Origin of the sequence: Actinacidiphila acididurans, from assembly GCF_016918855.1 — a bacterium.
Lineage (GTDB): Bacteria > Actinomycetota > Actinomycetes > Streptomycetales > Streptomycetaceae > Actinacidiphila > Actinacidiphila acididurans.
This window is the reverse complement of sequence record NZ_JADKYB010000005.1, coordinates 382,854-406,124: the sequence shown is the minus strand read 5'-3', so window position 1 is coordinate 406,124 and position 23,271 is coordinate 382,854. Positions and strand designations below refer to the sequence as shown.

Below are 23,271 nucleotides of genomic sequence, written 5' to 3'. Positions count from 1 at the left end.
GGGGGCAACGACGGCGCCGGACCGTAGGCTGGTCGAACCGGGACACGAGGGGGCGGACGGTGATCACTGAACCGGAGATGGCGGGCGACGAGCCGGGCCCGGACGGACCCGCACCGGCAAGTGAGTTCGCCGGCCCCGACCTGCTCGGCAACGGTGAGCGCCGCCGCTGGCGGTCCCGTGGCGCGCGGCGCCGGACGGGCGAGGAGCCCGAGCTGGAAAGGACCGGGTCCGGGCCGGAATCCGGCGGCCCGGAGGTCATGCGCGACCCGACCGGCGACGGAGAGGACCGGTCGTGGTGGTCCCGCGGCGAGCGGGGCCGGGTGGGCGAGGAGCCCCGGCCGGACGGGCCCGCGGTGGAGTTCGGCGGCCCGGAGGTGAGGCTCGGACCGGACGGGTCCGGGCCCGGCCCCGCGGCGGAATTCGGCGCCCCCCACACCGGCCCCGACCTGATCGGCGACCCCTACCCGCGCCCCTGGTGGACCCGCACCGAGCGGCGGCGGCTGTGGACGGGCGTGGTGGCCGGCGCGGTCGTGGCCTCCGCGATATGGGGGGCGGCGCTGCGCGGCGCGGACTACGGACATCACGCGCCGCCCGACACGTACGGCTACCGCATACCCGGCGACCTGTGCAGCAGCCTCAACCTGGAACCGCTCACGGACGCCCTGCCCGCGGGCGGCTTCGACGGCAACGACCCGGAGATCCGCCGCGGGTCGGCGCTCGACCAGGCCCGCTGCGACCTGGAGTCGACGTTCACCACCGGTGACGGCTGGCTGGCCGACTACACCGTCCGGGTCGTCGTCGAACTGCACAAGAAGACCGATCCGCGGGCGGAGTTCGCCGACGTCTACGGTCCGCCCGGCCCGCCCGAGATCCCGCTGGCCATCGGCGGCGACCTCATCCGCACCGGCGCCCGCTCGGTGACCCGGCCGTACCCGGGCCTCGGCGACCTCGCCTACCTCACCTCCGGCGACTACCAGCAGACCCTCAGCGTCCTGCGCGGCGGCGCCGTCATCTCCCTCGCCGTCGCGGGCCACAACGTCTGGCAGGGCGACGGCCCGCCGCCGACCGACCGGCACGGCGCGCCCGATCGTCCCTTCTTCATCGACACCTCGGGCCTGCGCAAGGTGCTGCCCGTCACGATCGGCCACATGATGCGGGTTTTGTCCCGCTGACCGGGCGCCTTGCGGTCTTGCGGAGCGAGGTCGTGATCTCCCTAACCTTGGGCCATGACCACATACGCCACAGCAGTGCTCACCGAACGGACGGGACTCAACCTCGGCCCCCAGATGATCCGCGAGGCCTTATACGGGCACCGCAAGCGCCTGCTGGAACGGCTCGCCGACCTGACGCCGGATCAATGGGCGGCGGCGACCCGATGTACCGAGTGGAATGTGCACCAGGTGATCCGCCATCTGGTGGACTTCGGGCAGTACCACGTCGCCCGGCTCAACGGCTGGCCCGAACGCGCGTACTACGAGGCGGTCACCTTCATCCCGGCGAGCACTCCCGACGTCTGGCTCGCCCGTTCGGAGGACCGGACCCCGAAGGACACCATGGCCGCGCTCGCCGACCTCGCCGAGGCGGAGTACGCGGCCTTCGCCGTCCGTATCCGCGAGGGCGACGACGACCTGATGGGAGCGGTGCCGGCCCGGCCGATGCTCTGGTCGGTCCGCGCGCTGCACGCGCTGTGGGACGCCTGGCTGCACGAGCGCGACCTCGCCGACGTCCTCGGTGACCGCCCCTCCGAGCCGGACACCCTGCGCCTGGTCACCCTCTACAGCCTGCTCCTGGCCGGCGGCGCGGCCGTCACCTCCGGCCCCCTGCTGGAGACCTCGATCCGGCTGACCGGCGCCCCCGACCCCCTCTACCTGATCGGCGGCACCCCCTCCGACGTCGCCGTCTCCTCGGCGCCGCCCTCCGACGACCCGCGGCACGTCACCGGCCACATCGACTACGTCCTGGACAGCCTGGCCGGCCGCGGGCTCCCCCTCCCCGAGGCCCTCACCGGCCCCGACGACAAGATCTTCGCGCTCAGCAAGCTGCGCCGCTTCATGACCTGACGGCCGGTCAGATGGCGAGCTGCTGCTCCATCACAGCACCGGCGGCACCGGCGGGCCCGGCGGAGCCGGGGGGCGGGAGCGGACGCGACGGGTTAGCGTGAGGGCGGCCACTGCCCCCCGTTCGTGAATGAAGGAGCAGCTCGTATGGAACTCGGCCTGCACATCGCCGACTTCACCTGGACCGGCGGAGCGCCGGTACTGGGACCGACCCTCGCCGACTTCGCCAAGGGCGCGGAGCAGGCGGGGGTCACCCGTATCACCGTGATGGACCACTTCTGGCAGCTCGGCGGCGACCTGGGGCCGTACGAGCACGACATGCTGGAGGCGTACACAACCCTGGGCTTCCTGGCGGCGCACACCTCGACGGTGAAGCTGCACACCCTGGTCACCGGCGTGATCTACCGGGAGCCGGCGATCCTGGCCAAGCAGATCACCACGCTGGACGTGCTGTCCGGCGGCCGGGCCGGGCTGGGCGTCGGCGCGGCCTGGAACGAGGACGAGTCCCGGGGGCTGGGCATCCCGTTCCCGGGCACCGCCGAGCGGTTCGAGCGGCTGGAGGAGGCGCTGCAGATCTGCCTCCAGATGTGGAGCGACAGCGAGGAGCCGTACGAGGGCACCTACTACAAGCTGGGCCGCACCCTCAACTCGCCGCAGAATCTGTCCCGGCCGCACCCGTTCCTGATGATCGGCGGCTCGGGGGAGAAGAAGACGCTGCGGCTGGTCGCCCAGTACGCGGACGCCTGCAACATCTTCGGCTCGCCCGAGGCCGGCCACAAGCTGGAGGTCCTCAAGCGGCACTGCGAGACGCTGGGCCGGGACTACGACGCCATCGAGAAGACCACCATCATGTCGGTCGCCCCCGGCACCACCGCGGACGAGCTGACCGCCCGCCTGGAGGAACTGGGCGGCACCGGTTTCACCGCGACCTACCTGTTCTTCCAGCAGGCGAGCGAGCCCGCCAAGGTGGTGGACCTGCTCGCCGAGGTGGCGCCGCGGGTCCGGTGACGTACCGGATCCGATGATGCACCGGGGCCGGCAGTGCCGCCGGTCCGGTAACACGCCTCGGGCCGGCGTCTCGCGGACGACCTCGTCGGGCCGTTTGTCGTCCCGCAGGCCCAGATAACGGGGATGGCGGAGCATGCCGTCACGGGTCCACTCGGTGAAGCCGACCTCGGCGACCAGCACCGGGTGGACCCAGTGGGCGCGGCGCTCGCGCACCGGGCCGGCGAAGGGCGAGCGCTCGGCGGCCAGCGCGTCGAGGCGGTCCCGCAGGGCGCGCAGGGTCCGCTGGTCGTAGCCGGTGCCGACCTTGCCGGCATAGACCAGCCGGCCGTGCCGGTCGTAGTAGCCGATGAGCAGCGCGCCGAAGCCGGCCCGCGAGCCGGTCGGGTCGGTGAAGCCGCCGACCACGAACTCCTGCCCGGCCGCGCACTTGAGCTTGAGCCAGTTGGGGGAGCGGCGGCCGGCGTACGGGGCGTCGGCCCGCTTGGCGATCAGGCCCTCCCAGCCGTGTGCGCAGGCCTGCGCCAGCAGGGCCTGGTTGCGGTGCGGGGTGAACCGCAGCGGCCCGCCGAAGTCCAGCGCCGAGCGCAGCAGCGCCTTGCGGGTGCGCTGCGGCAGCCGGGTGGTGTCCTGGCCGTCCAGGGCCAGCACGTCGAACAGGTAGTAGAAGACGGCGACCGGGCTCGCGGCCACCGCGCGCGGGTCGGTCAGCCCCATCCGCTGCTGGAGCAGCGAGAAGTCGGTGCGGCCGGCCTTCATCGCGACGATCTCGCCGTCCACCGTGAAGTCCGGGCACTCCTGCCCGGCCAGCGCGGCGACCACCTCGGGGTAGGTGGCCTCGATCCCGTGGCCGGTACGGGACAGCAGGTGCGTGGCGTCGCCCTCGCGCACCGCCAGCGCCCGGACGCCGTCCAGCTTCCGCTCGAACAGCCAGCGCTCGTCAAAGGCGCGGCGGTCGGTGAGGGTGGCGAGCATCGGCGGCACCGCGTGGGCGATCCGGTCGGCCGGCGCAGGGCGCAGCCGGGTCCGCTGCTCGGCGGACAGACGGTCCAGCGGCCCGTTCCCGCTCATCGGTCGTCGCCTCCCGTACCCCCTGTTCCGACCGTACGGGCCCGTCGGCCGCCGCGCCCGTCGGGACCCGCCCCCCCGCCCCGGACCGCCCCCGCCCGGTGGCCGCGAGGTGAGCAGACAGCCCGGTGGACCCCTGTGACCTGGCTCATGGGCCACCGGCTTGACTCGCTTAGACAGGTCTGTCTATTGTCTGGAGCCGTACTAGACAGGTCTGTCCAACTCTGGGGAGTCATCCGTGAGCACCGCGTCCGCCAAGTCCGCCGCAGTCGCTTCCTCCCGTACGTCCTCCGGTCCGTCCTCCCGTACGTCCGACTCGCCGCGCGGGAACGGGGGCGCCGGGCCCGCCGCCGGCACGCCGCGCGAGATGCCGCCCGATACCGCCGCCGGCAGGCGACGAGGACTGGGGCCCACCGCCTCCCTCGCCCTGCTCGCCTCGATCATCGTGTCGCTGCTGGCCGCCTCCAGCGCCCCGACCCCGCTGTACGCGGTCTACCAGCAGCACTGGGGCTTCTCGCCGATCACCACCACCGTCGTCTTCGGCGTGTACGCGCTCGCGGTGCTGGGCGCGCTGCTGGTCTTCGGCAAGATCTCGGACCACACCGGCCGCCGGCCGGTGCTGATCGCGGCGCTCGTGGTGCAGGCCGCCGCCATGGTCGTCTTCGCCGAGGCCGGCAGCGTGGGCGCGCTGCTGACCGGCCGGGTGATGCAGGGCGTGGCCACCGGCGCCGCGCTCGGCGCGCTGGGTGCCGGGCTGCTCGACGTCGACCGGCTGCGCGGCGGCTTCCTGAACTCCCTCGCCCCCGCGATGGGCACCGCCAGCGGCGCCCTGGTCTCCGGCCTGGTCGTGCAGTACCTGCCCGCGCCCACCCACCTCGTCTACTACCTGCTGCTCGGCGTCTTCGCGCTCCAGGCGCTCGGCGTGCTCGCGCTGCGGGAGACGGTCACGCCCAAGCGGGGCGCGCTGCGCAGCATGGCCCCGGAGATCAAGCTGCCGCGGGTGGCCCGTACGCCGTTCGCCATCGCCGCGCCGGTGCTGTTCGCGGTCTGGGCGCTGGCCGGTTTCTACGGCTCGCTCGGCCCGGCCATCACCCGCATGCTGGTGCACTCCGACTCCGAGGTGTGGGGCGGGCTGCCGCTGTTCGTACTGGCCGGCGCCGCGGGCCTGTCGGTGCTGGCGCTGCGCACCACCCCGACCCGCACCGTCATGGTGGTCGGCATAGCCGCATTGGTCGTGGGCGTGGCCATCACCGTGTTCTCGATCGGCTCGGGCACCGGCGGCGCGGGCGCGGCCACCGGGTTCTTCGTCGGCAGCGCGATCGCCGGCTTCGGCTTCGGCAGCGGCTTCCAGGGCGGCATCCGGATGGTGGCGCCGCTGGCCCAGCCGCACGAGCGGGCCGGCCTGCTGTCCCTGCTGTACGTGGTCTCGTACCTCGGCATGGGCGTGCCGTCGGTGATCGGCGGATTCCTGGTGGTGCACGGCGGCGGGCTGCTGGACACCGCCCGGGAGTACGGCGCCGCTGTCGTGGTGCTGGCCGCCGCGGCGCTGGCCGGACTGCTGCTCGCCCGCCGGCCGCACGCGATCGAGGTGGCACCGGAATCCCGGTCCTGACCCCGTTCGGGGGCCGGAGGCATTAGGATAGACAGACCTGTCTGAGAGGGTGAATCGTGATGGTGGCCAAGCCCATGGTCAAGCCGTCCGCACGGGACCGGCTCCTCGCCTCCGCGAACGAACTCTTCTACGGCGAGGGCGTGCAGACCGTCGGAATCGACCGGATCATCGAGCACGCCGGAGTGGCGAAGGCGTCGCTGTACAACAGCTTCGGCAACAAGGAGGGGCTGGTCTGCGCGTACCTCCGGTTCCGCAACGAGCGCACCCGGGACCGGATCACGCGGACGCTGACCCGCTTCCGCACCCCCCGCGAGAAGCTGCTGGGCATCTTCGACGCGCAGGGCGAGACCATCGCCGCCGCCGACTACAACGGCTGCGCCTTCCAGCGGGCCAGCGCCGAGGTGCCGAACGACAGCGGGATCGGCCGCGAGGTCGACAACTACCGGAGCTGGCTGCGGGACCTGATGGCCCGGCTCGCCACCGAGGGCGGGTACGCCGACCCGGACGGCATCGCCCGGCAGCTCCAACTGCTCTACGACGGGGTGCCCGTCGCCGCCCGGATGGACCGTGACCCGACCGCCGCCACCACGGCCCGCGCCATCGCGGAGGCGGTGCTCGCGTCCGCCCCGCTCGCGGCCCCGGCGCAGTCGGAGCCCGCGGCCGTCCTCGCATGACCGTCCTCGCGTGACCCCCGCGATTCCGCGGCCCCGGCCCCTGTGGCCGGGGCCGTCCCGTTTTCGGCCGATTTTTTGGCCTGAGGGACTGGCCATAAGGGCGGGATAAGTTCTACGCTGAGTAAGGATGTGACTGCTTCGGACCGCTCTCCGGACCGCCCGCGAACCGATCCGCGGACCCCTCGGAGGGAATCCCGAGCACGACGGTCCGAGGCCATCCAGCGGCAGTAATGACCTGCACTGCGAAGGAGGTGGCTTTCATGGCCACCCATCCGACCGAATCACACATCGACACCCATCCCGATCTCGTCTCCCTGCGGGCGCGCTACGAGGCGGTGTCCGACCGGCCGACCACCGGCGTCATCGAGGGGCTGTGCCTGCTGGCCGGCCTGTATCTGGCGATCTCGCCGTGGGTCGTCGGCTTCCAGAGCACTGCCCCCGCGCTTCGGGTGAGCAACCTGATCACCGGTATCGCCCTCGCGGTCCTGGGCATGGGCTTCGGCTCCGTGCTGGAGAGGACCCACGGGCTGGGCTGGGTGGCCAGCGCCATCGGTGTGTGGACGATCGTGGCCCCCTGGGCCGTATCGGGCACGGACAGCGTGTTCAAGAACATCGTCAACAACTCGATCGTCGGCGGCGTGGCCTGTGCGCTCGGCCTGGCCACGATCGGCATCGGCCTGATGAAGCGGCGGGCTCCGCGCGGTATGCCCGGCACGGTTCCGCCCACCGCCACCTGACCGATCGTCCGGCGTGAACACCCGTGCGGGCGGCTCCACGAAGGAGCCGCCCGCACGGCATGTCCGCGAGGCCCGTCAGGGCCCGGTCACTGCTTGGCGGCCTTCGCCCCGGCGCGGCGGCCGGCCGGCGGGAGCTCGACCGGGCGCGGGTTGCCGCGCAGCGCGGAGGCGGTGGCGGCCAGCAGGGACATGGCGGCGGCCGTCGCGAACACGATGATCAGGCCGTGGTGGAAGGGCCCGGAGATCAGGTTCGGGAAGAACTTGTTGCCGGTGAGGACGGCCTGGTTGCGGGCGGGAAGGGTGTGCAGGACGCCGCTCGGGCCGAGCAGGGTCTGCACCGGGTTCACGCCGAGGAAGGCGGAGAACACCGTCGAGACCGGCGGCAGGCTCGCCGCGTGGTGGGCCACCGAGGCCGGCACGCCCTGGGCCCGCAGGCCCGCCTCGAGGGTGCCGGGCAGCCGGTGGGCCAGGCCCACGATCAGCAGGGAGAAGAAGACACCGATCGACAGCGACGTACCGGAGTTCTGGAAGGTCGAGCGCATGCCGGAGGCGGCGCCCCGGTACGCGGCCGGCACGCTGCTCATGATCGCCGAGGTGTTCGGCGCGGAGAACATGCCCGACCCCATGCCGTTGCACATGATCAGCAGCGCGAACGCCCAGTACGGGAAGGTGATCGGGAGCAGCAGCAGGCCGATGAAGCTGCCGCCGAACAGCACCAGCCCGCCGGTGGTGAACCAGCGCACCCCGAACCGGTCGGACAGCGCCCCCGACAGCGGCCCGGACAGCAGGAAGCCGGCCGTCAGCGGGAGCAGGAAGATGCCCGCCCACAGCGGCGTGTCGGCGAAGTCGTAGCCGTGCAGCGGCAGCCAGATGCCCTGCAGCCAGATGATCAGCATGAACTGCAGGCCGCCGCGGGCGATCGAGGCCAGCAGCGAGGCCGCGTTGCCGGCCGCGAAGTGGCGGTTGCGGAACAGGCCCAGATGGAACATCGGCTCCGGCACCCGGGTCTCCACGATCCCGAACACCACCAGCAGCGCCGCCCCGCCGATCAGCCCGGCCAGCACCTTCGGGCTGGTCCAGCCCATGGTGTCGCTGCCGTAGGGCTGGATGCCGTAGGTGATCGACACCAGCAGCAGCCCGCAGCCGCCGGCGAAGGCGATGTTGCCCCACCAGTCGATCCGGGCCTTGCGGCGCGCGGACAGCTCCCGCAGCGAGCGGTACGCCCAGATCGTGCCGAACACGCCGACCGGCACGTTGACCCAGAACACCGCCCGCCAGTCCCACGCGGACAGCAGGCCGCCCAGCACCAGGCCGACGAACTGCCCGGACAGCGCGGAGATCTGGTTGATGCCGAGCGCCATGCCGCGCTGGTGGGCGGGGAAGGCGTCGGTGAGGATGGCCGCGGAGTTGGCCATCAGCATTGCGCCGCCGAGCGCCTGCACCACCCGCCACAGGATCAGCCACAGCGCGCCCGCGCCGCCGTGCATCGGGTCGAAGGACAGCGCCACCGAGGCCGCGGTGAACACCACGAAGCCCAGGTTGTACATCCGGACCCGGCCGACGATGTCGCCCAGCCGGCCCAGCGTGACCACCAGCACCGCTGTGACCAGCAGGTACCCCATGATCATCCACAGCAGGTAGCTGATGTTGCCGGCCGCGAAGGGGTCCAGGTGGATGCCGCGGAAGATGGCCGGCATTGAGATGATCACGATCGAGGAGTCCACGGTGGCCATGAACATCCCGAGGCTGGTGTTGGACAGCGCCACCCACTTGTAGCGGGAGGGGCGCGCCTCCCCGGAGGTGCCGGGCGGGGCCTCGGCGGTCCGGGTCTCCTGCTGCTCAGACACGGCGGGTGATCCTTTCCAGCAGGGGTATCGCGGCGGCCAGTTGCTCCTGCTCCGGCCCGGTCAGCTCCTCGGCGATGGCCGCGGTCAGCCGGCGGGCCCGCTCCCGGCGGGCGCCGTGCAGGCCGTCCAGGCCGGCCGGGGTGAGCGAGATCATCAGCCGGCGGCCGTCGCCCGGGTCGGCGGCCTTGCTGACCAGCCCGCGCTCCTCCAGTGCGGCCACGATCGCGCACACCGACTGCGGGCGGATCCCCTCGGCCGCGGCCAGCTCCGACGAGGTCGCCGGCCCCTCCCGGTCCAGCCGCACCAGCACGGACGTCTGCGACAGGGTGAGCTCGCCGTCCGGCTTGTACGACCGCAGCCGCCGTACCAGCGGCCCGAGCGCGGCCCGCAGATCGGCGGCGATCGTTACGGCCGCGAGCTCGTCGGGGGAGTCGGGGCCGGTCGTGGGCCCGGGTACGGTGCCGGGCCCGGCGTCTGCCGCGGGCCGGGGGACGGCGACTGAATCGTTGGCTGCCATACCCATCAGGGTAAACTTATCAGTCCAGGCTTATGGTATAGCTGGCCGCATGAGTGAAACCCCTGCTTCCTCCCTGACCGCGACCGGCGCTCTGACGGCCGGTTCCGTCAAGATCAGCGGTGACGGCGGCGACGAGATCGAGGCGTACCTCGCCCGTCCCGAGGGCGACGCCCGGCGCGGCGGTGTCGTGGTCATCCACCACCTGCCCGGGTACGACCGGGCGACCAAGGAGATCGTCCGGCGCTTCGCCGAGCTCGGCTACGACGCGATCTGCCCCAACCTGTACTGGCGGGAGGCGCCCGGCGCCGCCGCCGACGACGCGGCCGCGGTGGCCCGCGCCAACGGCGGCATCCCCGACGAGCGCCTGGTCGGCGACGTGGCCGGCGCCGCGGCTCACCTGCGCGCGCTGCCCACCTCCAACGGCAAGGTCGGCGTGATCGGCTACTGCTCCGGCGGCCGGCAGAGCGTGCTGGCCGCGTGCAGCACCGACGTGGACGCGGCGGTCGACTGCTACGGCGCCTTCGTCACCGGCACGATCCCCGAGGGCCTGCCGCTGAAGGTCACCACCCTGACCGACCTGCTGCCGCAGCTGCGCACCCCGCTGCTCGGCCTGTTCGGCGACGACGACAGCCACCCGAGCCCCGCCGAGGTCGACGAGCTGACCCGGATCCTCGCCGACAACGGCAAGGACTTCACCAAGCACTCCTACCCGGGCGCCGGCCACGCCTTCTTCGCCGTGGACCGCCCCAGCTACAACGCGGCCGCCGCCAACGACGGCTGGGAGCGCATCACGGAGTTCTTCGGCACCCACCTGACGGCCGCCGGGAGCTGACCATGTGCACGTACACCACTGTCAAGGACACCGTCGACGGCAGTGCCAAGGGCCCGGGCGGCTCCTGGTTCCACGTCACCGACGTCACCGTCTACTTCGACCACCCGGTGCACGCGATGGCCGAGCACACCCTGAACATCGACTTCGCGGCCCCGGACAGGGGCCCGGCTGCCCGGGTGGCGCTCGAGCTCACCGCCGACTCCGCGCGCAAGCTGGTCGCCGCCATCCAGGAAGCGCTGGACGCGGTCCCGCTGGAGATGCAGGTCTGAGGCAGGCGTGAACCGCTGCCGGCCGAGGTCGGCAGCGGTCAGTGCTGGTCCGCCGCCTCCTGGGCGTCGAGGCGGGCCAGGTCCTTCAGGACGGCCTCGGTCTCGCCGGGGAGGCGGTGGGCGCGGGCCAGGTCCAGGGCCTCCTCCCAGCAGGCGCGGGCGGTGGCGGTGTCGCCGCGCTCCTCGTGGGTGCGGCCGAGGATCTCCAGTACGTCGGCGGCCGTGGCCCGGTCGCCGAGGCGGTCCAGCAGGGCCAGCGTCTCCTCCAGCGCCTTGATCGCCTCGCAGTGTCGGCCCTGGGCGCGCAGCGTCTCGCCGAGCGAGGTCAGCATCCGCGCGCTGTTGACCAGCGAACCGCGCTCCCGCCAGGCCGCCAGCGCCTGCCGGTAGCAGGTCTCGGCCGCCGTCAGGTCGCCCGCGCCCAGGTGCGCGTCGCCGAGGTTGCCCAGCACGGTGGCCACCCGGTCGCCCTCGCCGAGTTCGCGGTGCAGTTCCAGCGACCGCCGGCCGTACTCCAGCGCCCGGTCGTACTCGCCCTTGATCCGGTGCATCCCGGCCAGGTTGGTGAGCATCGCGGCCCGGCCCTGGCCGTCGCCGACCTCCTCGAAGTGCCGGTAGGCGACGGTCAGATGGCGCTCGCAGTCCGCCAGCCGGCCGGCCATGCCGTGCGCCACGCCGAGCCGGCTGTGCATCCACGCCTGCCCCAGCACGTTGCCCTGGTCGCGTACGCAGGTCATCGCGGTTTCCAGGCAGTCCAGCCACTCGCCGGTCCACCAGTACACCTGCGCCCAGCCGAACAGGCCGGCCGCCAGCCGCCAGGCCGCGTCGGCCCAGCCGTTGCGGGCGCAGGTGTCGATCGCCTCCTTGATCGCGGGCAGTTCGCGCACGCACCAGCGCATCGCGTCCTCGTCGCCGGTGAACTCCGGTGCAGGCACGGCCGGTTCCTCGGGCAGCGGCGGCATCTCGTGGCCCTCGGGGGTCAGGACGCGCGCCGTCGCGGTGACCGTGGCGGTGTACCAGACCACCAGGCGGCGCAGTGCCCGCGCCCGCTCCTCCGGCAGCGTCTCGGCCGCGCAGGTGGCCGCGTACTCGCCGAGCAGGTCGTGGAAGGTGTAGCGGCCCGGCTGCGGGGTCTGCAGCAGGTGCGCGTCGACCAGCGCTTCGAGTACGTCCTCGGCCGCGGCCCGGGAGCGGCCGAGCAGCGCGGCGGCCGGTGCGGGTTCCAGCGGGTGCCCGGGCCACAGGCCCAGCGTGCGGAAGGCGGCGGCCGCGTCCCGCTCGGCGGGCAGCGGGCTGTTCCGCATCGCCACGTAGCTCATCGCGAAGGTGTCCTGGACGGCCAGGCCGCCGGCGGACAGGGCGTGCAGCCTGCCCCCGCCGCGCGCCGGGTCCAGCCGTTCGGCCAGCGCGGTCAGCGGCCAGGCGGGCCGGGCGGCCAGCCGGGCCCCGGCGATCCGCAGCGCGAGCGGCAGCCCGCCGGTGGCGGCCAGCACTCCGGCCGCGGCCTCCGGTTCGGCGGCGACCCGGCCCTGCCCGCACAGCCGGCCCAGCAACTCCCGCTGCTCATCCGGGCCCAGCGGCTCCAGCGTGATCCGTGCCGCGCCGGGCAGCCCGGCCAGCGCGTGCCGGCTGGTGACGATCACCGCGCTGTTGCCGTCGCCCGGCAGCAACGGCAGCACCTGGGCGGCGTCCCGCGCGTTGTCCAGCACCGCCAGCACCCGGCGCCCGCTCAGCGCGTCCCGCCACACCCCGGCCAGGTCGGCCGGGTCGTCCGGCAGGTGCTTGCCGTCCACCCCGAGGTCGCCCAGGAACCGGGTGAGCAGGTCGGCCGGCCGCCGCGCGTCACCGGCTCCGAAGCCGCGCAGGTCCGCGTAGAGCCGGCCGTCCGGGAAGTACGGCGCGAGCAGGTGGGCGGCCCGCACCGCCAGCGCGGTCTTGCCGATGCCGCCCATTCCCGAGACGACCGCCACCCGGGGGCCGGTCGCGCCGTCGGTCCCGCTCCCCGCACGGGCGCCCGCGCCGGTCCTCCCGCCGGACCCGCTCCCGGACTCCGCCGCCGCGCCCGGCGGCCGCAGCGCGCACAGCAGCGCGGCCAGGTCGCGGTCGCGGCCGGTGAAGTCGGGGATGTCGGCGGGCAGTTGGGAGGGGGCCGGGGCGGCGGGCGCGGGGGCCGCCGGGGCCGGGGCGGGCGCGGCGGGGGGCGGCGGGGCGGACAGGATCTCCTGGTAGGCGGCCTGCACGGCGGCGCCCGGCTCCACCCCCAGCTCCTCGACCAGGGTGCGGCGCAGGGCGTGGAAGGCGGCCAGCGCCTCGGCCTGCCGGTGGGTGCGGTGCAGCACCAGCATGCGCTGGCGGTGGAAGGTCTCCCGCAGCGGATGCGCCTCGGTCAGCGCGCCCAGCTCCGCGGCCAGCCCCGAGTGCCGGCCGAGCGCCAACTCCGCGTCGAACCGCCACTCCAGCACCTGGAGCCGGGCCTCGGACAGGTGCCCGGCCACGGCCCGCAGCGCGTCGGAGCGCAGCCGCACCCCGGACAGCGGCTCGCCCCGCCACAGCGCCAGGCCCGCGCCGCACTCGCGCAGCACCACGCCCCACTCGCGGTCCCGGTGCGCGGCCCCGGCCGCCGCGTGGTGCGCGGCGAACACCTGGGCGTCCAGTTCACCGGACCGTACGTCCAGGACGTAACCCGGCGGGACGGCGCGCAGCCGGGCCGCACCCGGCGCGGACAACTCCTTGCGCAGCCGGGCCACATGATTGTGCAACGAGGCGGTCGCGGTCGGTGGCGGCTCCTCGCCCCACAGCGCGGCCTTCAGCGTCTCCAGCGACACGACCCGGCCGGGCGTCGCCAGCAGCGCCGCCAACAGGGCCCTGACCTTGGCCGATCCCAGTGCCCGGAATCCCGATTCGCCCTCGGCCACGCTCACCGCACCGAGCAGGCCGAACCGCATCACAGGGCCTCCTCGGCCGGGTCGGTCGGGCCGTACCGCACTCCGCGGGCCCGGCGTCAGGTCCATGGCAAAGATCCGTTAGCCGTATGTTAGCGCCCGGTTGGCCCCGCTCCCCATCCTTTGCTGCGGCGGTCACGCCGGCAGCGCATGTGGCCCGGAATCGGACGGGGGTCGGTTCCGGGCCACCCGCTGTGCCTCCGTACGGTCCTGCGGCCCACCCCGGTCGGTACGTCCACCTCGCCGCTCCCTCCGTGCGTCCCTGCCCGCGTCGCGTCCGGTACGGACTGCCGCGCCCACGGCCCGCCGTACGCCCGCCTTCAGCAGCGTCCCCGACTCCCGACGCATTCCCGGGCGTTGCTCCTGTCCCATTGCTCCCTTCGCTCGACGTCGCTCCCGGCCGTTGCTCCCGGCCGTCGCCGCCGTCCGCCGCTTCGGGGCCGCTTCGGGGCGTGCGTAACATCGCCCGGCCCCCACCGCGTCGAAGGGGTGGAGAACCCAACGGGGAGGGGGCGTACGGGATGCGGAAGGCGCAGACCGAGGCGTATCTGGAGTTCGCCGGCGCGCGGGCCGGGCACCTTTACCGCTCGGCGTGCCTGCTGACCGGAGGCGACACGCATCTGGCCGAGGACCTGGTGCAGGAGACGCTGGGCCGGATGTACGTGGTCTGGGGGCGGCGCGGCAAGGTCGCCAACCCCGCCGCCTACGCCCAGACCGTGCTGGTGCGCGCGTTCCTGACCCAGAAACGGCGGCGCAGCAGCACCGAGAGCCCCAGCGCCGACCTGCCCGACCGCCCGGCGGCCGGCCAGGACGGCGACACGACGCTGCGGGTCACCCTCCTCCAGGCGCTGGCCCGGCTCGCGCCCGCGGACCGGGCGGTGCTGGTGCTGCGGTACTGGGAGGACCGCAGCATCGAGGAGACCGCCACCGTCCTCGACGCGAGTTCGGGCGCGGTGCGCACCCGCTCCAGCCGCGCCCTGGAACGGCTGCGCACCGAACTCGGCGGCTCGCTGGCCGATCTCAGGACTCGCTGACCCGCCGGCCCGCTCACCACACCCCACGACCGACAAGAACGGTGGTAACCCATGTCGTACGACCACGACGAGCCCTTCGCCGACCCGGCGGACCTCGACCTGGACCCGGACCTCGGCGACGCCATGCGCCACGCCGCGGGCTCCTATCGGCCCGACACCCGCGGCCTGGTCGCGGACGGGCACCGGCGCGGGCGCCGGATGCGCCGCCGGCGTACCGCCGTGGCCGCCGCGGCGGTGGCCGCGGTCGGCGCGGCGGGCCTGGGCGGACTGGTGGCCGCCACGAGCGGCTCGGCGAGCGGCGGACCGGCCGCCGGGACCGGGGTCGCCGGCGCCCCCCGCCCGGCCGCCTCCGCAACCCCGCTCCGGACCCCGCACCACCCGCCGATGAACGCCCATCAGGTCGAGGCGGTCTTCCTCTCCCTGCTGCCGCCGCAGGGCAAGGTCTCCGGCGTCACCGGGCGCGGCACGGAGGAGGGCATCCCCTACGCCCACGTGGTCTACGACGACGGCCACGGCAAGGCCGCGATCGAGGCCGGCGCGCAGCGGGAGGGCCAGGTGCCGGACTGCCCCTCGCCCAACCCCGACCCGACCACCTCGTGCCACCTGACCCACGTCAAGGGCGGCACCCTGATGATCTTCCAGGGCTGGGAGTACCCCGACCACCGGGCGCAGACCAAGGACTGGATGGCCGAGTTCCGGACCGCGTCGGGCGCGCTGGTCTCGGTCAGCGAGTGGAACGCGCCACAGGAGAAGGACGCCGGGGTGACCCGGCCGAACCCGCCGCTGAGCCCGGCGCAGCTCGCCGCGATCGTCACCAGCCCGGCCTGGCAGCGGGTCATCGACGCCCTGCCGATCGCGCTGTCGCCCAAGGACGTGCCCGGTAAGCAGGGCAGTGCGGCCGGCAAGGACACGAAGGACGACCCCGCGGGGAAGGGCGCGGCGGCCGCCAAGGGAACGCCTCCGGCGGTCCGGTAGGCACGGGGTACGGAAAGGGCCGCTGAGCTGGCCCGACCCCGGCGCGGGCCAGCTCAAACATGGGAAGGGTCTTCCCGTTCACGAGCTTTTTGCGCATGCTTTGGGTACCCGGGTTGCCGTTGTCGGCGGCTGCCGGGTGACAATGCGACAGTCGAAGCAGTGGCAAACCGGCCGCTCCGAACGAAACGAGGATCCCATGTTGCGAAACGGGCTGGAGCCCTGGCACCTGATCGTGGTGGCGATCGTCGTCATCGTGCTGTTCGGTTCCAAGAAGCTGCCCGAGGCCGCTCGCGGGCTGGGCAAGTCGATGCGCATCCTGAAGTCCGAGGCCAAGGCGATGAAGAGCGACGACGCCACGGCCGCGAGCAGCACCCCGGGCTCCTCGCCCACTCCCGCTGCGCCCGACGCCATCACGCCCAGCGACATCAAGACGTCCGCGGAGGCCACGGCCAACGTCACGGCCGAGCAGCCGGCGGCCACCGCCAAGTAAGCCTCGCGGCGTCCATCCCGCCACGCGTTCCCCCCACCCGCCGCCGGCCCCCGCGCACTCGCGCCAGGGGGCTTTCGGCGGTTGTGCCCACGCGGCGCGGACCGACCGCCCCGCGGCCGGATCAGCGGGTCGCTGCCTCGGCGGGTGCGCCGGCCTCGGCGGTCGTGCCGGTCACGGCAGGTGCCTCGGCCGCGGTGGGCGGGCAGGCGGCCGCGGCGTCCGTGTCGCAGGCGTCGCTGTCCGCCGCGTCGCAGGGGGCGTCCTCCGCGCGGGCCTCGTCGCAGGCGGTCTTCAGGCCGGCGCTGATCGCGCGGCCGATGTCCCGCAGGGTGGCGAGCTGTTCGGCGGTGAGGACGTCGAACAGGTGCTCGCGGACCGTGGTGACGTGGCCGGGTGCGGCCTCGGCCAGGGCGGCGAAGCCCTGGTCGGTGAGCTCGCAGACCCAGCCGCGGCGGTCGTCGTCGGCCGGCCGGCGCAGCACCCAGCCGGACTTCTCCAGGGCGGAGACGGCGTGCGAGAGCCGGCTGCGGGAGTTCAGCGAGGCCTCGGCCAGATCGCTCATCCGCAGGCACCGGCCGGGCGCCTCGGAGAGCCGGACCAGAATCTCGTAGTAGGCCATCGGCATGCCGGAGTCACGGCGCAACTGCCGGTCGACATGAGCCGTGAACTCCGTGCTCGCGGTCATGTACGTCCGCCAGATCTCCTGTTCCTCATCGGTCAGCCACCGCACATCGTCCATGTGTCCCAGTATAGGTATGGTTGAACTCTCAACACCAGAGCGGGTATATTGCGTGAGCGCTCAACCAACCCGCATGTGCCGGCTTGCACTGCCGCTCAATCGCTGAGGAGCTCCCATGTCCACGCAGACCGACGTCATCGACGGGTACGTCGCCGGCACCTGGACCATCGACGCCGTCCACTCGGACGTGTCCTTCTACGTCCGCCACCTGGGTGTCTCCAAGGTCCGCGGCCACTTCGCCACCTTCGAGGGCACCATCGTCACCGCCGAGAACCCGCTCGACTCCACGGTCGAGGCCGTCATCAAGACCGCCTCGGTGAGCACCAACAACGAGATGCGCGACGACCACGTGCGCGGCGGCGACTTCCTCGACGTCGAGACGTACCCGGAGATGACCTTCACCTCCACCGCGGTCCGCCCGCAGACCGCCGAGCTCTTCGAGGTGGACGGCGACCTCACCCTGCACGGCGTGACCAAGACCGTCACCCTCCAGCTCGAGCTCAACGGCTTCGGCACCCACTACGAGGGCCACGCGATCGCCGGCTTCTCGGCCGCCACCGAGATCAGCCGCAGCGACTTCGGCGTGACCGGCGGCGCGGCGGGCGCGGCGGTCGGCGACAAGATCAAGATCGCCCTGGAGATCGAGGCCACCCAGGCCAAGCAGGGCTGATTCCCGGGGCCCGGTCGCCGTTCCACGGTCCGGCCCCGGTCCCGTACGGCTTTCCGGCCGCCCTCCGCGTACGAGCGGGAGGGCGGCCGGTGGCGTGTACGGGCTCAGTACGGGCTCAGTACGGGCTCAGCGGTTGCGGGAGCCGTTGCCGGAGAGCAGCGGGATGTTGTCCAGGATGTGGGAGAGCGGCTCGTCGCCCTTGGCCTGGGTGGAGTTGTCCGCGCACTGCTCGTCCTGCGGCGCCGACAGCAGGTCGATGCCCTGTGCGGTGATCGGGACCAGGCCGATCAGCGATCCGACGTCCGCCTTGACCGGCAGGGCCACGCAGGGCTTGTTCAGGCTGCCCTGGACCAGGCCGATCTCCGGGCTGTCGGTGCCGCCGGTGACGGTGTTGCCGAACGCCTGGGTCGAGCCGTTGCCGTTCACCGTGCTGGGGCCCGACTGCTGCGGGGCGGCCGTGGCGGTCCCCGCGCAGCCGGTGGCGACGGCGACGGCGAGGCCACCCGCGGCCAGGAGGGTACGAATGCGCATGTCTCTCCGATCAGCGATGAAGATGCGGAAATGCGACGATCGCACCCGGATTCGGGCGACCCCGGTCAATGCTCCGGGCGAGGGCGTGTCAGGCCGGCCCGCGGGATCGGTGCCCGCGGGCCGGCGCCTGCGGGATCGGTGCCCGCGGGATCAGTAGCGGTCCGAGTCGGCCGCCGACCGCTGCGCCGCGTGCCGGCCGCCGCCCTGCCGCGGGTTCTCGCCGCCGGACTCGCCGTACGTGCCCGGGCCGCCGTACTCGCCCCGGCCGGACCCGCCGCCGTCGCCGCCGCGCCCGCGGCCGCGCCGCATCTCCAGCACGAGCGGGATCAGGGACAGGATCACGATCAGCGCGACCAGCGGCAGCAGGTAGTTGTCCACGTGCGGGATCGACGAGCCGAGCGCGTATCCGCCGAGCACCAGGCCGAGCGACCAGACCGCGCCGCCGATGACCTGCCACAGGGTGAAGGTGCGCGCCGGCACGCCCAGGGCGCCGGCCAGCGGGTTGAGCACGGTACGGACCACCGGGATGAAGCGGGCCAGCACCACCGCCTTGGCGTGCCCGTACCGGCCGAGCAGTTCCTCGGCCCGGGCCGCGCCCTCGTGCAGCTTGCGGCTGCGGCTGCGGGCCAGCAGCGCGGGTCCGCCGCGCTTGCCGATCACGTAGCCGGTCTGCGCGCCGAGCAGGGCCCCCGCCGCGGCGGCGATCAGCACCTGCCACAGTGAGAGGTGCACCGCCTTGGAGGAGCCGTTCACGCAGAACAGCCCGGCGGTGAACAGCAGCGAGTCGCCTGGCAGGAAGAAGCCGATGAGCAGGCCGGTCTCGGCGAACATCACCACGGCGATGCCGAGCGCCCCGAAGGACGACAGCAGCGAGGTCGCGTCCAGAACGTTCACGGCCTGGTTCAGCGCGGGCAGGGGCATGGTGGTGGAGCCCTCCCATAATGGGTTCCGGGGAGCGCGGTGCGGCGCCCCTGCCGACTACAGTCGTGTAGTCGGTCTACAGCACTGTAGACGAACGAACGGGAAGGGGCGATTCATGGCGGACGCCAACGCGGCTCGCCGCCCGTCGGGCGAACTGGAGGCGAGTGTGCTCGCCGCCCTGTGGGCGGCCGGCGGCCGTGCCCTGACCCCGGCGGACGTTCAGCGCGACCTCGGCATGGAGCTCGCCCGTACCACGGTCACCACCATTCTGGCCCGGCTGTACGAAAAGGGCTCGGTCAGCCGCACCCGTGCGGGGCGCGGCTACGCCTATCTGCCGGTGCAGGACTCGCCGGGCCTGGCCGCCCGGCGCATGCGCAGCGAGCTCGACAAGTCCGCGCAGGACGACCGGGGCACGGTGCTGGCCCGCTTCGTCTCCGGGCTCGGCCCGGACGACGAGGCGCTGCTGCGCGCCCTGCTGGCCGAGGAGCCGGGCGGCGACGACGGGGGGCGGGGCGCGTGAACACGGTCGTCTGGCTGCCCCTCGTCCTGCCGCTGCTCGCCGCGCCCGCCGCGCGCCGGCTCGCCGAGGCGCTGCCGCCCCGGGCCGCGGCCTGGCTGATCGCCGGCTCGGCGGTGCTGCTCGCCGCGTGCAGTACGGCGGCGCTCGCCCTGCTGGCCGGGGCCGGCGCGCTGATGCTGCCGCCGGTGGCCGCGCTGGGCCACATGGTGCTGCCGCTGGTCGGCGACCAGGTGACCGGGCCCGCCGCGTGCGTGGCCTGGGCGCTGCTGGCCGCGGTCGTGGTCGCGGTGGCCCGTACCGTCCGCGCCCACCTGGTGACCGTCGCCCGCGCCCGCCGCGTCGTGGCGTCCGCCGGTACCCACGCCGGGGACCTGACGGTGCTCGCCGATCCCGGGCCCGACGCCTACGCGCTGCCCGGCCGGCCCGGGCGGATCGTGGTCACCTCCGGCATGCTCAAGGCGCTGGACTCCGCCGAGCGCGAGGCCCTGCTCGCCCACGAGCGGGCCCACCTGTCCGGCCGCCACCACGCCTTCCTCACCGGCCTCGCGCTGGCCTGCGCCGCCCACCCGGCGCTTCGGGTGCTGCGCGCGCCCCTCTCCTACGCCCTGGAGCGCTGGGCCGACGAGTCCGCCGCCGCCGCGGTCGGCGACCGGCGGCTGGCCGCCCGCGCGATCGGCCGCGCCGCCTTGGCCGCCCGGCCCGCCCCGCGCCCCTACGCCGCCCTCTCTGCGACCACCGGCCCCGTCCCGCGTCGCGTCGCCGCGCTTCTGGCCGCTCCCGCGCCCGTCTCCGCCCGCCACACCGCCCCCCGCGCCATCGCCGCCGTCCTGGCGGCCTGCCTCACCCTCTCCGCGGCCGCCGCACTCGACGCCGCGCAGGATCTCCACGGCTCCATCGAATCGGCCCAGTCCCTACGGGGTCGCTAAGGGCTGTGCCTTGAGCGGGTGTCTCCCCTCCTCCCGGCTCGGGCTTTCGCCCTCAATCGCCGGGCGGGCTTGGTTTTTGCTCGGGCAGTGCTTTGGGATCTTGCTCGCGCGGTGCTTTGGCGGCCGGGGGCCAGCCGGGGGCGCCCCGAAGGGGCGCGGGGAACTGCGCGAGCAACCACGACGGCGGCGCGGACCGGCATGGACCGTGCATGGCAGACGGGTCGGCAAGGGGTCGACGAGGCGCCGCCGGGCGGGCTTGGGAGGGTGCGGGCCGTACGTTTCGGGCAGCGGGCGAAGGCGCCCCGAAGGGGCGCGGGGTCCCCCAGACTCCGTCCGGGGGTGCCCCCACGCGAGCAACCACGACGGCGGCGCGGACCGGCATGGACCGTGCATGGCAGACGGGTCGGCAAGGGGTCGATGAGACGCCGCCGGGCGGGCTTGGGAGGGTGCCGGCCGTACGTTCGGGCAGCGGGCGAAGGCGCCCCGAAGGGGCGCGGGGTCCCCCAGACTCCGTCCGGGGGTGCCCCCACGCGAGCAACCACGACGGCGGGGCGGACCGGCATGGACCGTGCATGGCAGACGGGTCCGCAAGGGGCCACCGGGACGCAGGCTTAGCCGGCGTCGAGGCGCCCGCCTCGTGGACCTCCGCGCCTTCGGCGCTCCCCGCAGCGGACAATGGACGGCGTGGACGACTTCGAGCAGGCGTTGGGGCGGGTCCTCGCCGCCGGGGCCGCGGGGCGGGACGGTGACGCCGAGACCGACGGCGCGGCATCGGTACTGGCCGGCGCGGGGGAGCGGTGGGTCGACGTGGCCGCGGAGGCGTACGCGCGGATCCGGCAGCAGGCGCACGCACGCGGCTGGGAGGCCCCGGATCTGGTACGGATGGCCGGGCGCGAGCTGACACCGAGGCACCTCAGGCTGGCCGAGGGGCTGGAGCAGGGGCGCGACCTGGCGGAGTTCGTCGCGCGGGAGCGGCTGGACCGGTTCTCCGGGGCGACCGCCTTCGTGGAGGTGCTGCACCTTTACGCACGGCTGCCCCGTATCCCGGCGCTGACCGGTGGGGGGCCCGCGCCGGCCACTCCCGGCCAGGGCAAGGTGCTCGGGCGGATCAGGGCGCTGCTGGCCAAGGCCGAGTCGACCGGGTACCCCGAGGAGGCCGAGGCGCTGACGGCGAAGGCGCAGCACTTGATGGCCAGGCACAGCATCGACGCGGCCCTTGCGGCGGGCGGGCACACCGGTCCCGGCTCCCGGCGCATCGGCGTGGACCGGCCGTACGAGGGCGCCAAGGCCCTGCTGCTGGACGCCGTCGCCACCGCGAACCGCTGCGCGACCGTCTGGTCCGCCGACTTCGGCTTCTCCACGGTCGTCGGCCACGACGGCGACCTGGAAGCGGTCGAGCTGCTCTACACGTCCCTGCTGGTCCAGGCCGACCGCGCGCTGCACGGCGGCCGCGTCTCCCGCTCCCGCGACTTCCGGGAGTCCTTCCTGGTCGCCTACGCCTCCCGGATCCGGCAGCGCCTCACCGAGGCCGCCGGCGAGGAAGAGGCAGCCGGCACCCGTACCGCCCCCGACCTGCTCCCCGTCCTGGCGGCCCGCGACCTGGCCGTCCAGCGGGAGACCGAGCGCCTCTTCCCGGCCACCACCACCTCGCGCCTCAAGGGCCGCGACGCCGATGGCTGGGTCCAGGGCGAACGGGCCGCCGACCGCGCCCGGCTGTGACCGCCCGTACGCCCGGTCGCTAGACCTCGGCCAGTGGGTCCAGGGGGATGGCGCGGACCTGGCCCTCGATCAGGGCGCCCAGGCCGCGGACGGCGACCGTGTCGGGGTGGGGTGCGGTGTGGACGGGGATGCCCATGGCGTGGCGGAGCATGTGGTCGAGGCCGGGCATGTGGGCGCTGCCGCCGGCCAGCATGATGCCGCGGTCGGCGAGGTCGGCCACCAGGTCGGGCGGGGAGTGCCGCAGGACGCCGGTGATCGCGTCCCGTACGGCGGTCAGGGGCGCGTGCATGGCCTGCCGCAGGCCGTCCGTGCCGACCGCGACCGTACGGGCCAGGCCGCTGACCACGTCCCGGCCCTGGACCTCGATCGTGTCCGGCGCGCCGGCCGGGCCGGACAGCCTGCGGTGCAGCGGCCGTACCCCGTGGCTGGGCAGGATCAGCTCGTGCTCGTTGCGCAGATGGGCCACCACCGCGCGGTCGATCGCGTCGCCGCCGACCGCCACCGTCTCGGCGGCCACGATGGCGCCCAGCGACAGGATCGCCACGTGCGTCGTACCCGCCCCGCACACCACGATCATCGTGGCCTCGGGCTGTTCCACCGGCAGCCCGCAGCCCACCGCGGCGGCCAGCAGCGTGTCCACCAGCTCCACCTGCTTCGCGCCGAGCCCCAGCAGGGTCTCGGTCGCGGCCCGGCGGGCGGTCGGCTCGCTGCCGTGCGGCATGCACACCGCGGCCCGCAGCGTCCGCATGCCGCGCAGCATCAGCCGCAGCCGGCGGCGGCCGAGCTTGTTGCCGAGGATGTGCCGCAGCATCCGCTGGGCCATCCCGACGTCCACCACCACGCCGGCCGCGACCGGCCGGACCACCCGGATGTGGTCCGGGGTGCGCCCGGCCATGTGCTCCGCGCTGGCGCCCACGGCGATCAGCGCGCCGGTGCGCACGTCCACCGCGGCCACGCTCGGCTCGTCCACCACCAGGCCGCCGCCGCGTACGTACACCCGGGTCCGGGCGGCGCCCAGGTCGACGGCCACCGTGCAGCGGCGCAGCGCCTCCAGCGTCGGCGCGAGCGGCCCGGGCGGTTCCTGATGGCTCATGACGGCTCCCGAATGCGTCGGCTCGGCGGAACTCGGCGGAACACGACACAACAATTGACGCATTGTCGGATTTGGCGACCGATATTGCGCCGT

22 protein-coding genes and 1 pseudogene are annotated in these 23,271 nt (G+C 74.0%); 15 read left to right on the top strand and 8 right to left on the bottom strand.

Annotated features, from left to right (window positions below):
* The first annotated feature begins 59 nt into the window (after positions 1-59).
* The 3 genes from ITX44_RS11990 (at position 60) to ITX44_RS11980 (ending at position 3,065) form a co-directional block, all read left to right on the top strand.
* A complete protein-coding gene (locus ITX44_RS11990; protein WP_205357098.1) occupies positions 60-1,172 on the top strand; it encodes a collagen-like domain-containing protein in 1,113 nt (370 codons plus the stop codon).
* Positions 1,173-1,226: 54 nt separating this feature from the next.
* Positions 1,227-2,060, top strand: a complete 834-nt coding sequence (locus ITX44_RS11985) for a maleylpyruvate isomerase family mycothiol-dependent enzyme (RefSeq protein WP_205357097.1) — start codon at positions 1,227-1,229, stop codon at positions 2,058-2,060.
* A gap of 144 nt (positions 2,061-2,204) precedes the next feature.
* Positions 2,205-3,065, top strand: coding sequence for an LLM class F420-dependent oxidoreductase (locus ITX44_RS11980; protein WP_205357096.1), 861 nt, complete (start codon positions 2,205-2,207; stop codon positions 3,063-3,065).
* A gap of 63 nt (positions 3,066-3,128) precedes the next feature.
* Here ITX44_RS11980 and ligD read toward each other — a convergent pair.
* Positions 3,129-4,133, bottom strand: a pseudogene (gene ligD, locus ITX44_RS11975) (non-homologous end-joining DNA ligase); the annotation flags it as partial.
* A 235-nt stretch (positions 4,134-4,368) separates the two neighbouring features.
* Between ligD and ITX44_RS11970 the strand changes: the two are divergent.
* From ITX44_RS11970 to ITX44_RS11960, 3 genes are all read left to right on the top strand, one after another.
* Entirely contained in the window at positions 4,369-5,742 is a 1,374-nt protein-coding gene (locus ITX44_RS11970) for an MFS transporter (RefSeq protein ID WP_307795219.1), read from the top strand.
* A 59-nt stretch (positions 5,743-5,801) separates the two neighbouring features.
* On the top strand, positions 5,802-6,416 hold the full coding sequence (locus tag ITX44_RS11965) for a TetR/AcrR family transcriptional regulator (RefSeq protein WP_236060391.1): 615 nt from the start codon (positions 5,802-5,804) through the stop codon (positions 6,414-6,416).
* Between the two features lie 260 nt (positions 6,417-6,676).
* Positions 6,677-7,153 (top strand): SPW repeat protein, encoded by a 477-nt coding sequence (locus ITX44_RS11960; protein WP_205357095.1) that lies wholly within the window; start codon positions 6,677-6,679, stop codon positions 7,151-7,153.
* An 86-nt stretch (positions 7,154-7,239) separates the two neighbouring features.
* Here the strand turns inward: ITX44_RS11960 and ITX44_RS11955 are convergent, their stop codons facing one another.
* Both ITX44_RS11955 and ITX44_RS11950 read right to left on the bottom strand, forming a co-directional pair.
* Complete coding sequence (locus ITX44_RS11955) at positions 7,240-8,892, bottom strand: MFS transporter (RefSeq protein ID WP_205357207.1); 1,653 nt, start codon at positions 8,890-8,892, stop codon at positions 7,240-7,242.
* A gap of 100 nt (positions 8,893-8,992) precedes the next feature.
* Entirely contained in the window at positions 8,993-9,517 is a 525-nt protein-coding gene (locus tag ITX44_RS11950) for a MarR family winged helix-turn-helix transcriptional regulator (protein ID WP_205357094.1), read from the bottom strand.
* 49 nt (positions 9,518-9,566) lie between these two features.
* Here ITX44_RS11950 and ITX44_RS11945 point away from each other — a divergent pair, with 49 nt between their 5' ends.
* Positions 9,567-10,349 carry a dienelactone hydrolase family protein gene (locus tag ITX44_RS11945; protein WP_205357093.1) on the top strand — a complete coding sequence of 261 codons (783 nt, stop codon included), beginning with the start codon at positions 9,567-9,569 and terminating at the stop codon, positions 10,347-10,349.
* A gap of 2 nt (positions 10,350-10,351) precedes the next feature.
* Complete coding sequence (locus ITX44_RS11940; RefSeq protein WP_205357092.1) at positions 10,352-10,618, top strand: DUF6295 family protein; 267 nt, start codon at positions 10,352-10,354, stop codon at positions 10,616-10,618.
* 38 nt (positions 10,619-10,656) lie between these two features.
* Here ITX44_RS11940 and ITX44_RS11935 read toward each other — a convergent pair whose 3' ends face one another.
* Entirely contained in the window at positions 10,657-13,563 is a 2,907-nt protein-coding gene (locus ITX44_RS11935; RefSeq protein WP_205357091.1) for an AfsR/SARP family transcriptional regulator, read from the bottom strand.
* Between the two features lie 518 nt (positions 13,564-14,081).
* On the opposite strand from ITX44_RS11935, the gene ITX44_RS11930 reads away from it, so the two are divergent.
* From ITX44_RS11930 to tatA, 3 genes are all read left to right on the top strand, one after another.
* Complete coding sequence (locus tag ITX44_RS11930) at positions 14,082-14,594, top strand: SigE family RNA polymerase sigma factor (RefSeq protein ID WP_205357090.1); 513 nt, start codon at positions 14,082-14,084, stop codon at positions 14,592-14,594.
* A 51-nt stretch (positions 14,595-14,645) separates the two neighbouring features.
* Entirely contained in the window at positions 14,646-15,569 is a 924-nt protein-coding gene (locus tag ITX44_RS11925) for a hypothetical protein (protein WP_205357089.1), read from the top strand.
* Between the two features lie 196 nt (positions 15,570-15,765).
* Positions 15,766-16,059: a Sec-independent protein translocase subunit TatA gene (gene tatA / locus ITX44_RS11920; RefSeq protein ID WP_205357088.1), complete on the top strand. Its 294-nt coding sequence runs from the start codon at positions 15,766-15,768 to the stop codon at positions 16,057-16,059.
* A gap of 121 nt (positions 16,060-16,180) precedes the next feature.
* Here the strand turns inward: tatA and ITX44_RS11915 are convergent, their stop codons facing one another.
* Positions 16,181-16,798 (bottom strand): MarR family winged helix-turn-helix transcriptional regulator, encoded by a 618-nt coding sequence (locus tag ITX44_RS11915; RefSeq protein ID WP_205357087.1) that lies wholly within the window; start codon positions 16,796-16,798, stop codon positions 16,181-16,183.
* A 115-nt stretch (positions 16,799-16,913) separates the two neighbouring features.
* Here ITX44_RS11915 and ITX44_RS11910 point away from each other — a divergent pair, with 115 nt between their 5' ends.
* The gene (locus tag ITX44_RS11910; protein ID WP_205357086.1) at positions 16,914-17,468 is read left to right on the top strand and encodes a YceI family protein; all 555 of its coding nucleotides are present in this window, start codon (positions 16,914-16,916) and stop codon (positions 17,466-17,468) included.
* A 126-nt stretch (positions 17,469-17,594) separates the two neighbouring features.
* On the opposite strand, the gene ITX44_RS11905 is transcribed toward ITX44_RS11910, so the two are convergent.
* Together ITX44_RS11905 and ITX44_RS11900 are read right to left on the bottom strand one after the other, a co-directional pair.
* On the bottom strand, positions 17,595-17,999 hold the full coding sequence (locus ITX44_RS11905) for a rodlin (RefSeq protein ID WP_205357085.1): 405 nt from the start codon (positions 17,997-17,999) through the stop codon (positions 17,595-17,597).
* A 150-nt stretch (positions 18,000-18,149) separates the two neighbouring features.
* Complete coding sequence (locus ITX44_RS11900) at positions 18,150-18,920, bottom strand: DedA family protein (RefSeq protein ID WP_205357084.1); 771 nt, start codon at positions 18,918-18,920, stop codon at positions 18,150-18,152.
* A 115-nt stretch (positions 18,921-19,035) separates the two neighbouring features.
* On the opposite strand from ITX44_RS11900, the gene ITX44_RS11895 reads away from it, so the two are divergent.
* The 3 genes from ITX44_RS11895 to ITX44_RS11885 all read left to right on the top strand — a co-directional run bounded on the left by ITX44_RS11895 (position 19,036) and on the right by ITX44_RS11885 (position 22,085).
* The gene (locus ITX44_RS11895) at positions 19,036-19,440 is read left to right on the top strand and encodes a BlaI/MecI/CopY family transcriptional regulator (RefSeq protein ID WP_205357083.1); all 405 of its coding nucleotides are present in this window, start codon (positions 19,036-19,038) and stop codon (positions 19,438-19,440) included.
* Positions 19,437-20,366, top strand: coding sequence for a M56 family metallopeptidase (locus ITX44_RS11890; protein ID WP_205357082.1), 930 nt, complete (start codon positions 19,437-19,439; stop codon positions 20,364-20,366). The genes ITX44_RS11895 and ITX44_RS11890 overlap by 4 nt, the downstream gene beginning before the upstream one ends.
* A gap of 675 nt (positions 20,367-21,041) precedes the next feature.
* Positions 21,042-22,085 (top strand): DUF2786 domain-containing protein, encoded by a 1,044-nt coding sequence (locus ITX44_RS11885; RefSeq protein WP_205357081.1) that lies wholly within the window; start codon positions 21,042-21,044, stop codon positions 22,083-22,085.
* A gap of 19 nt (positions 22,086-22,104) precedes the next feature.
* Here the strand turns inward: ITX44_RS11885 and ITX44_RS11880 are convergent, their stop codons facing one another.
* Complete coding sequence (locus tag ITX44_RS11880) at positions 22,105-23,178, bottom strand: rod shape-determining protein (protein WP_205357080.1); 1,074 nt, start codon at positions 23,176-23,178, stop codon at positions 22,105-22,107.
* Positions 23,179-23,271: the final 93 nt, after the last annotated feature.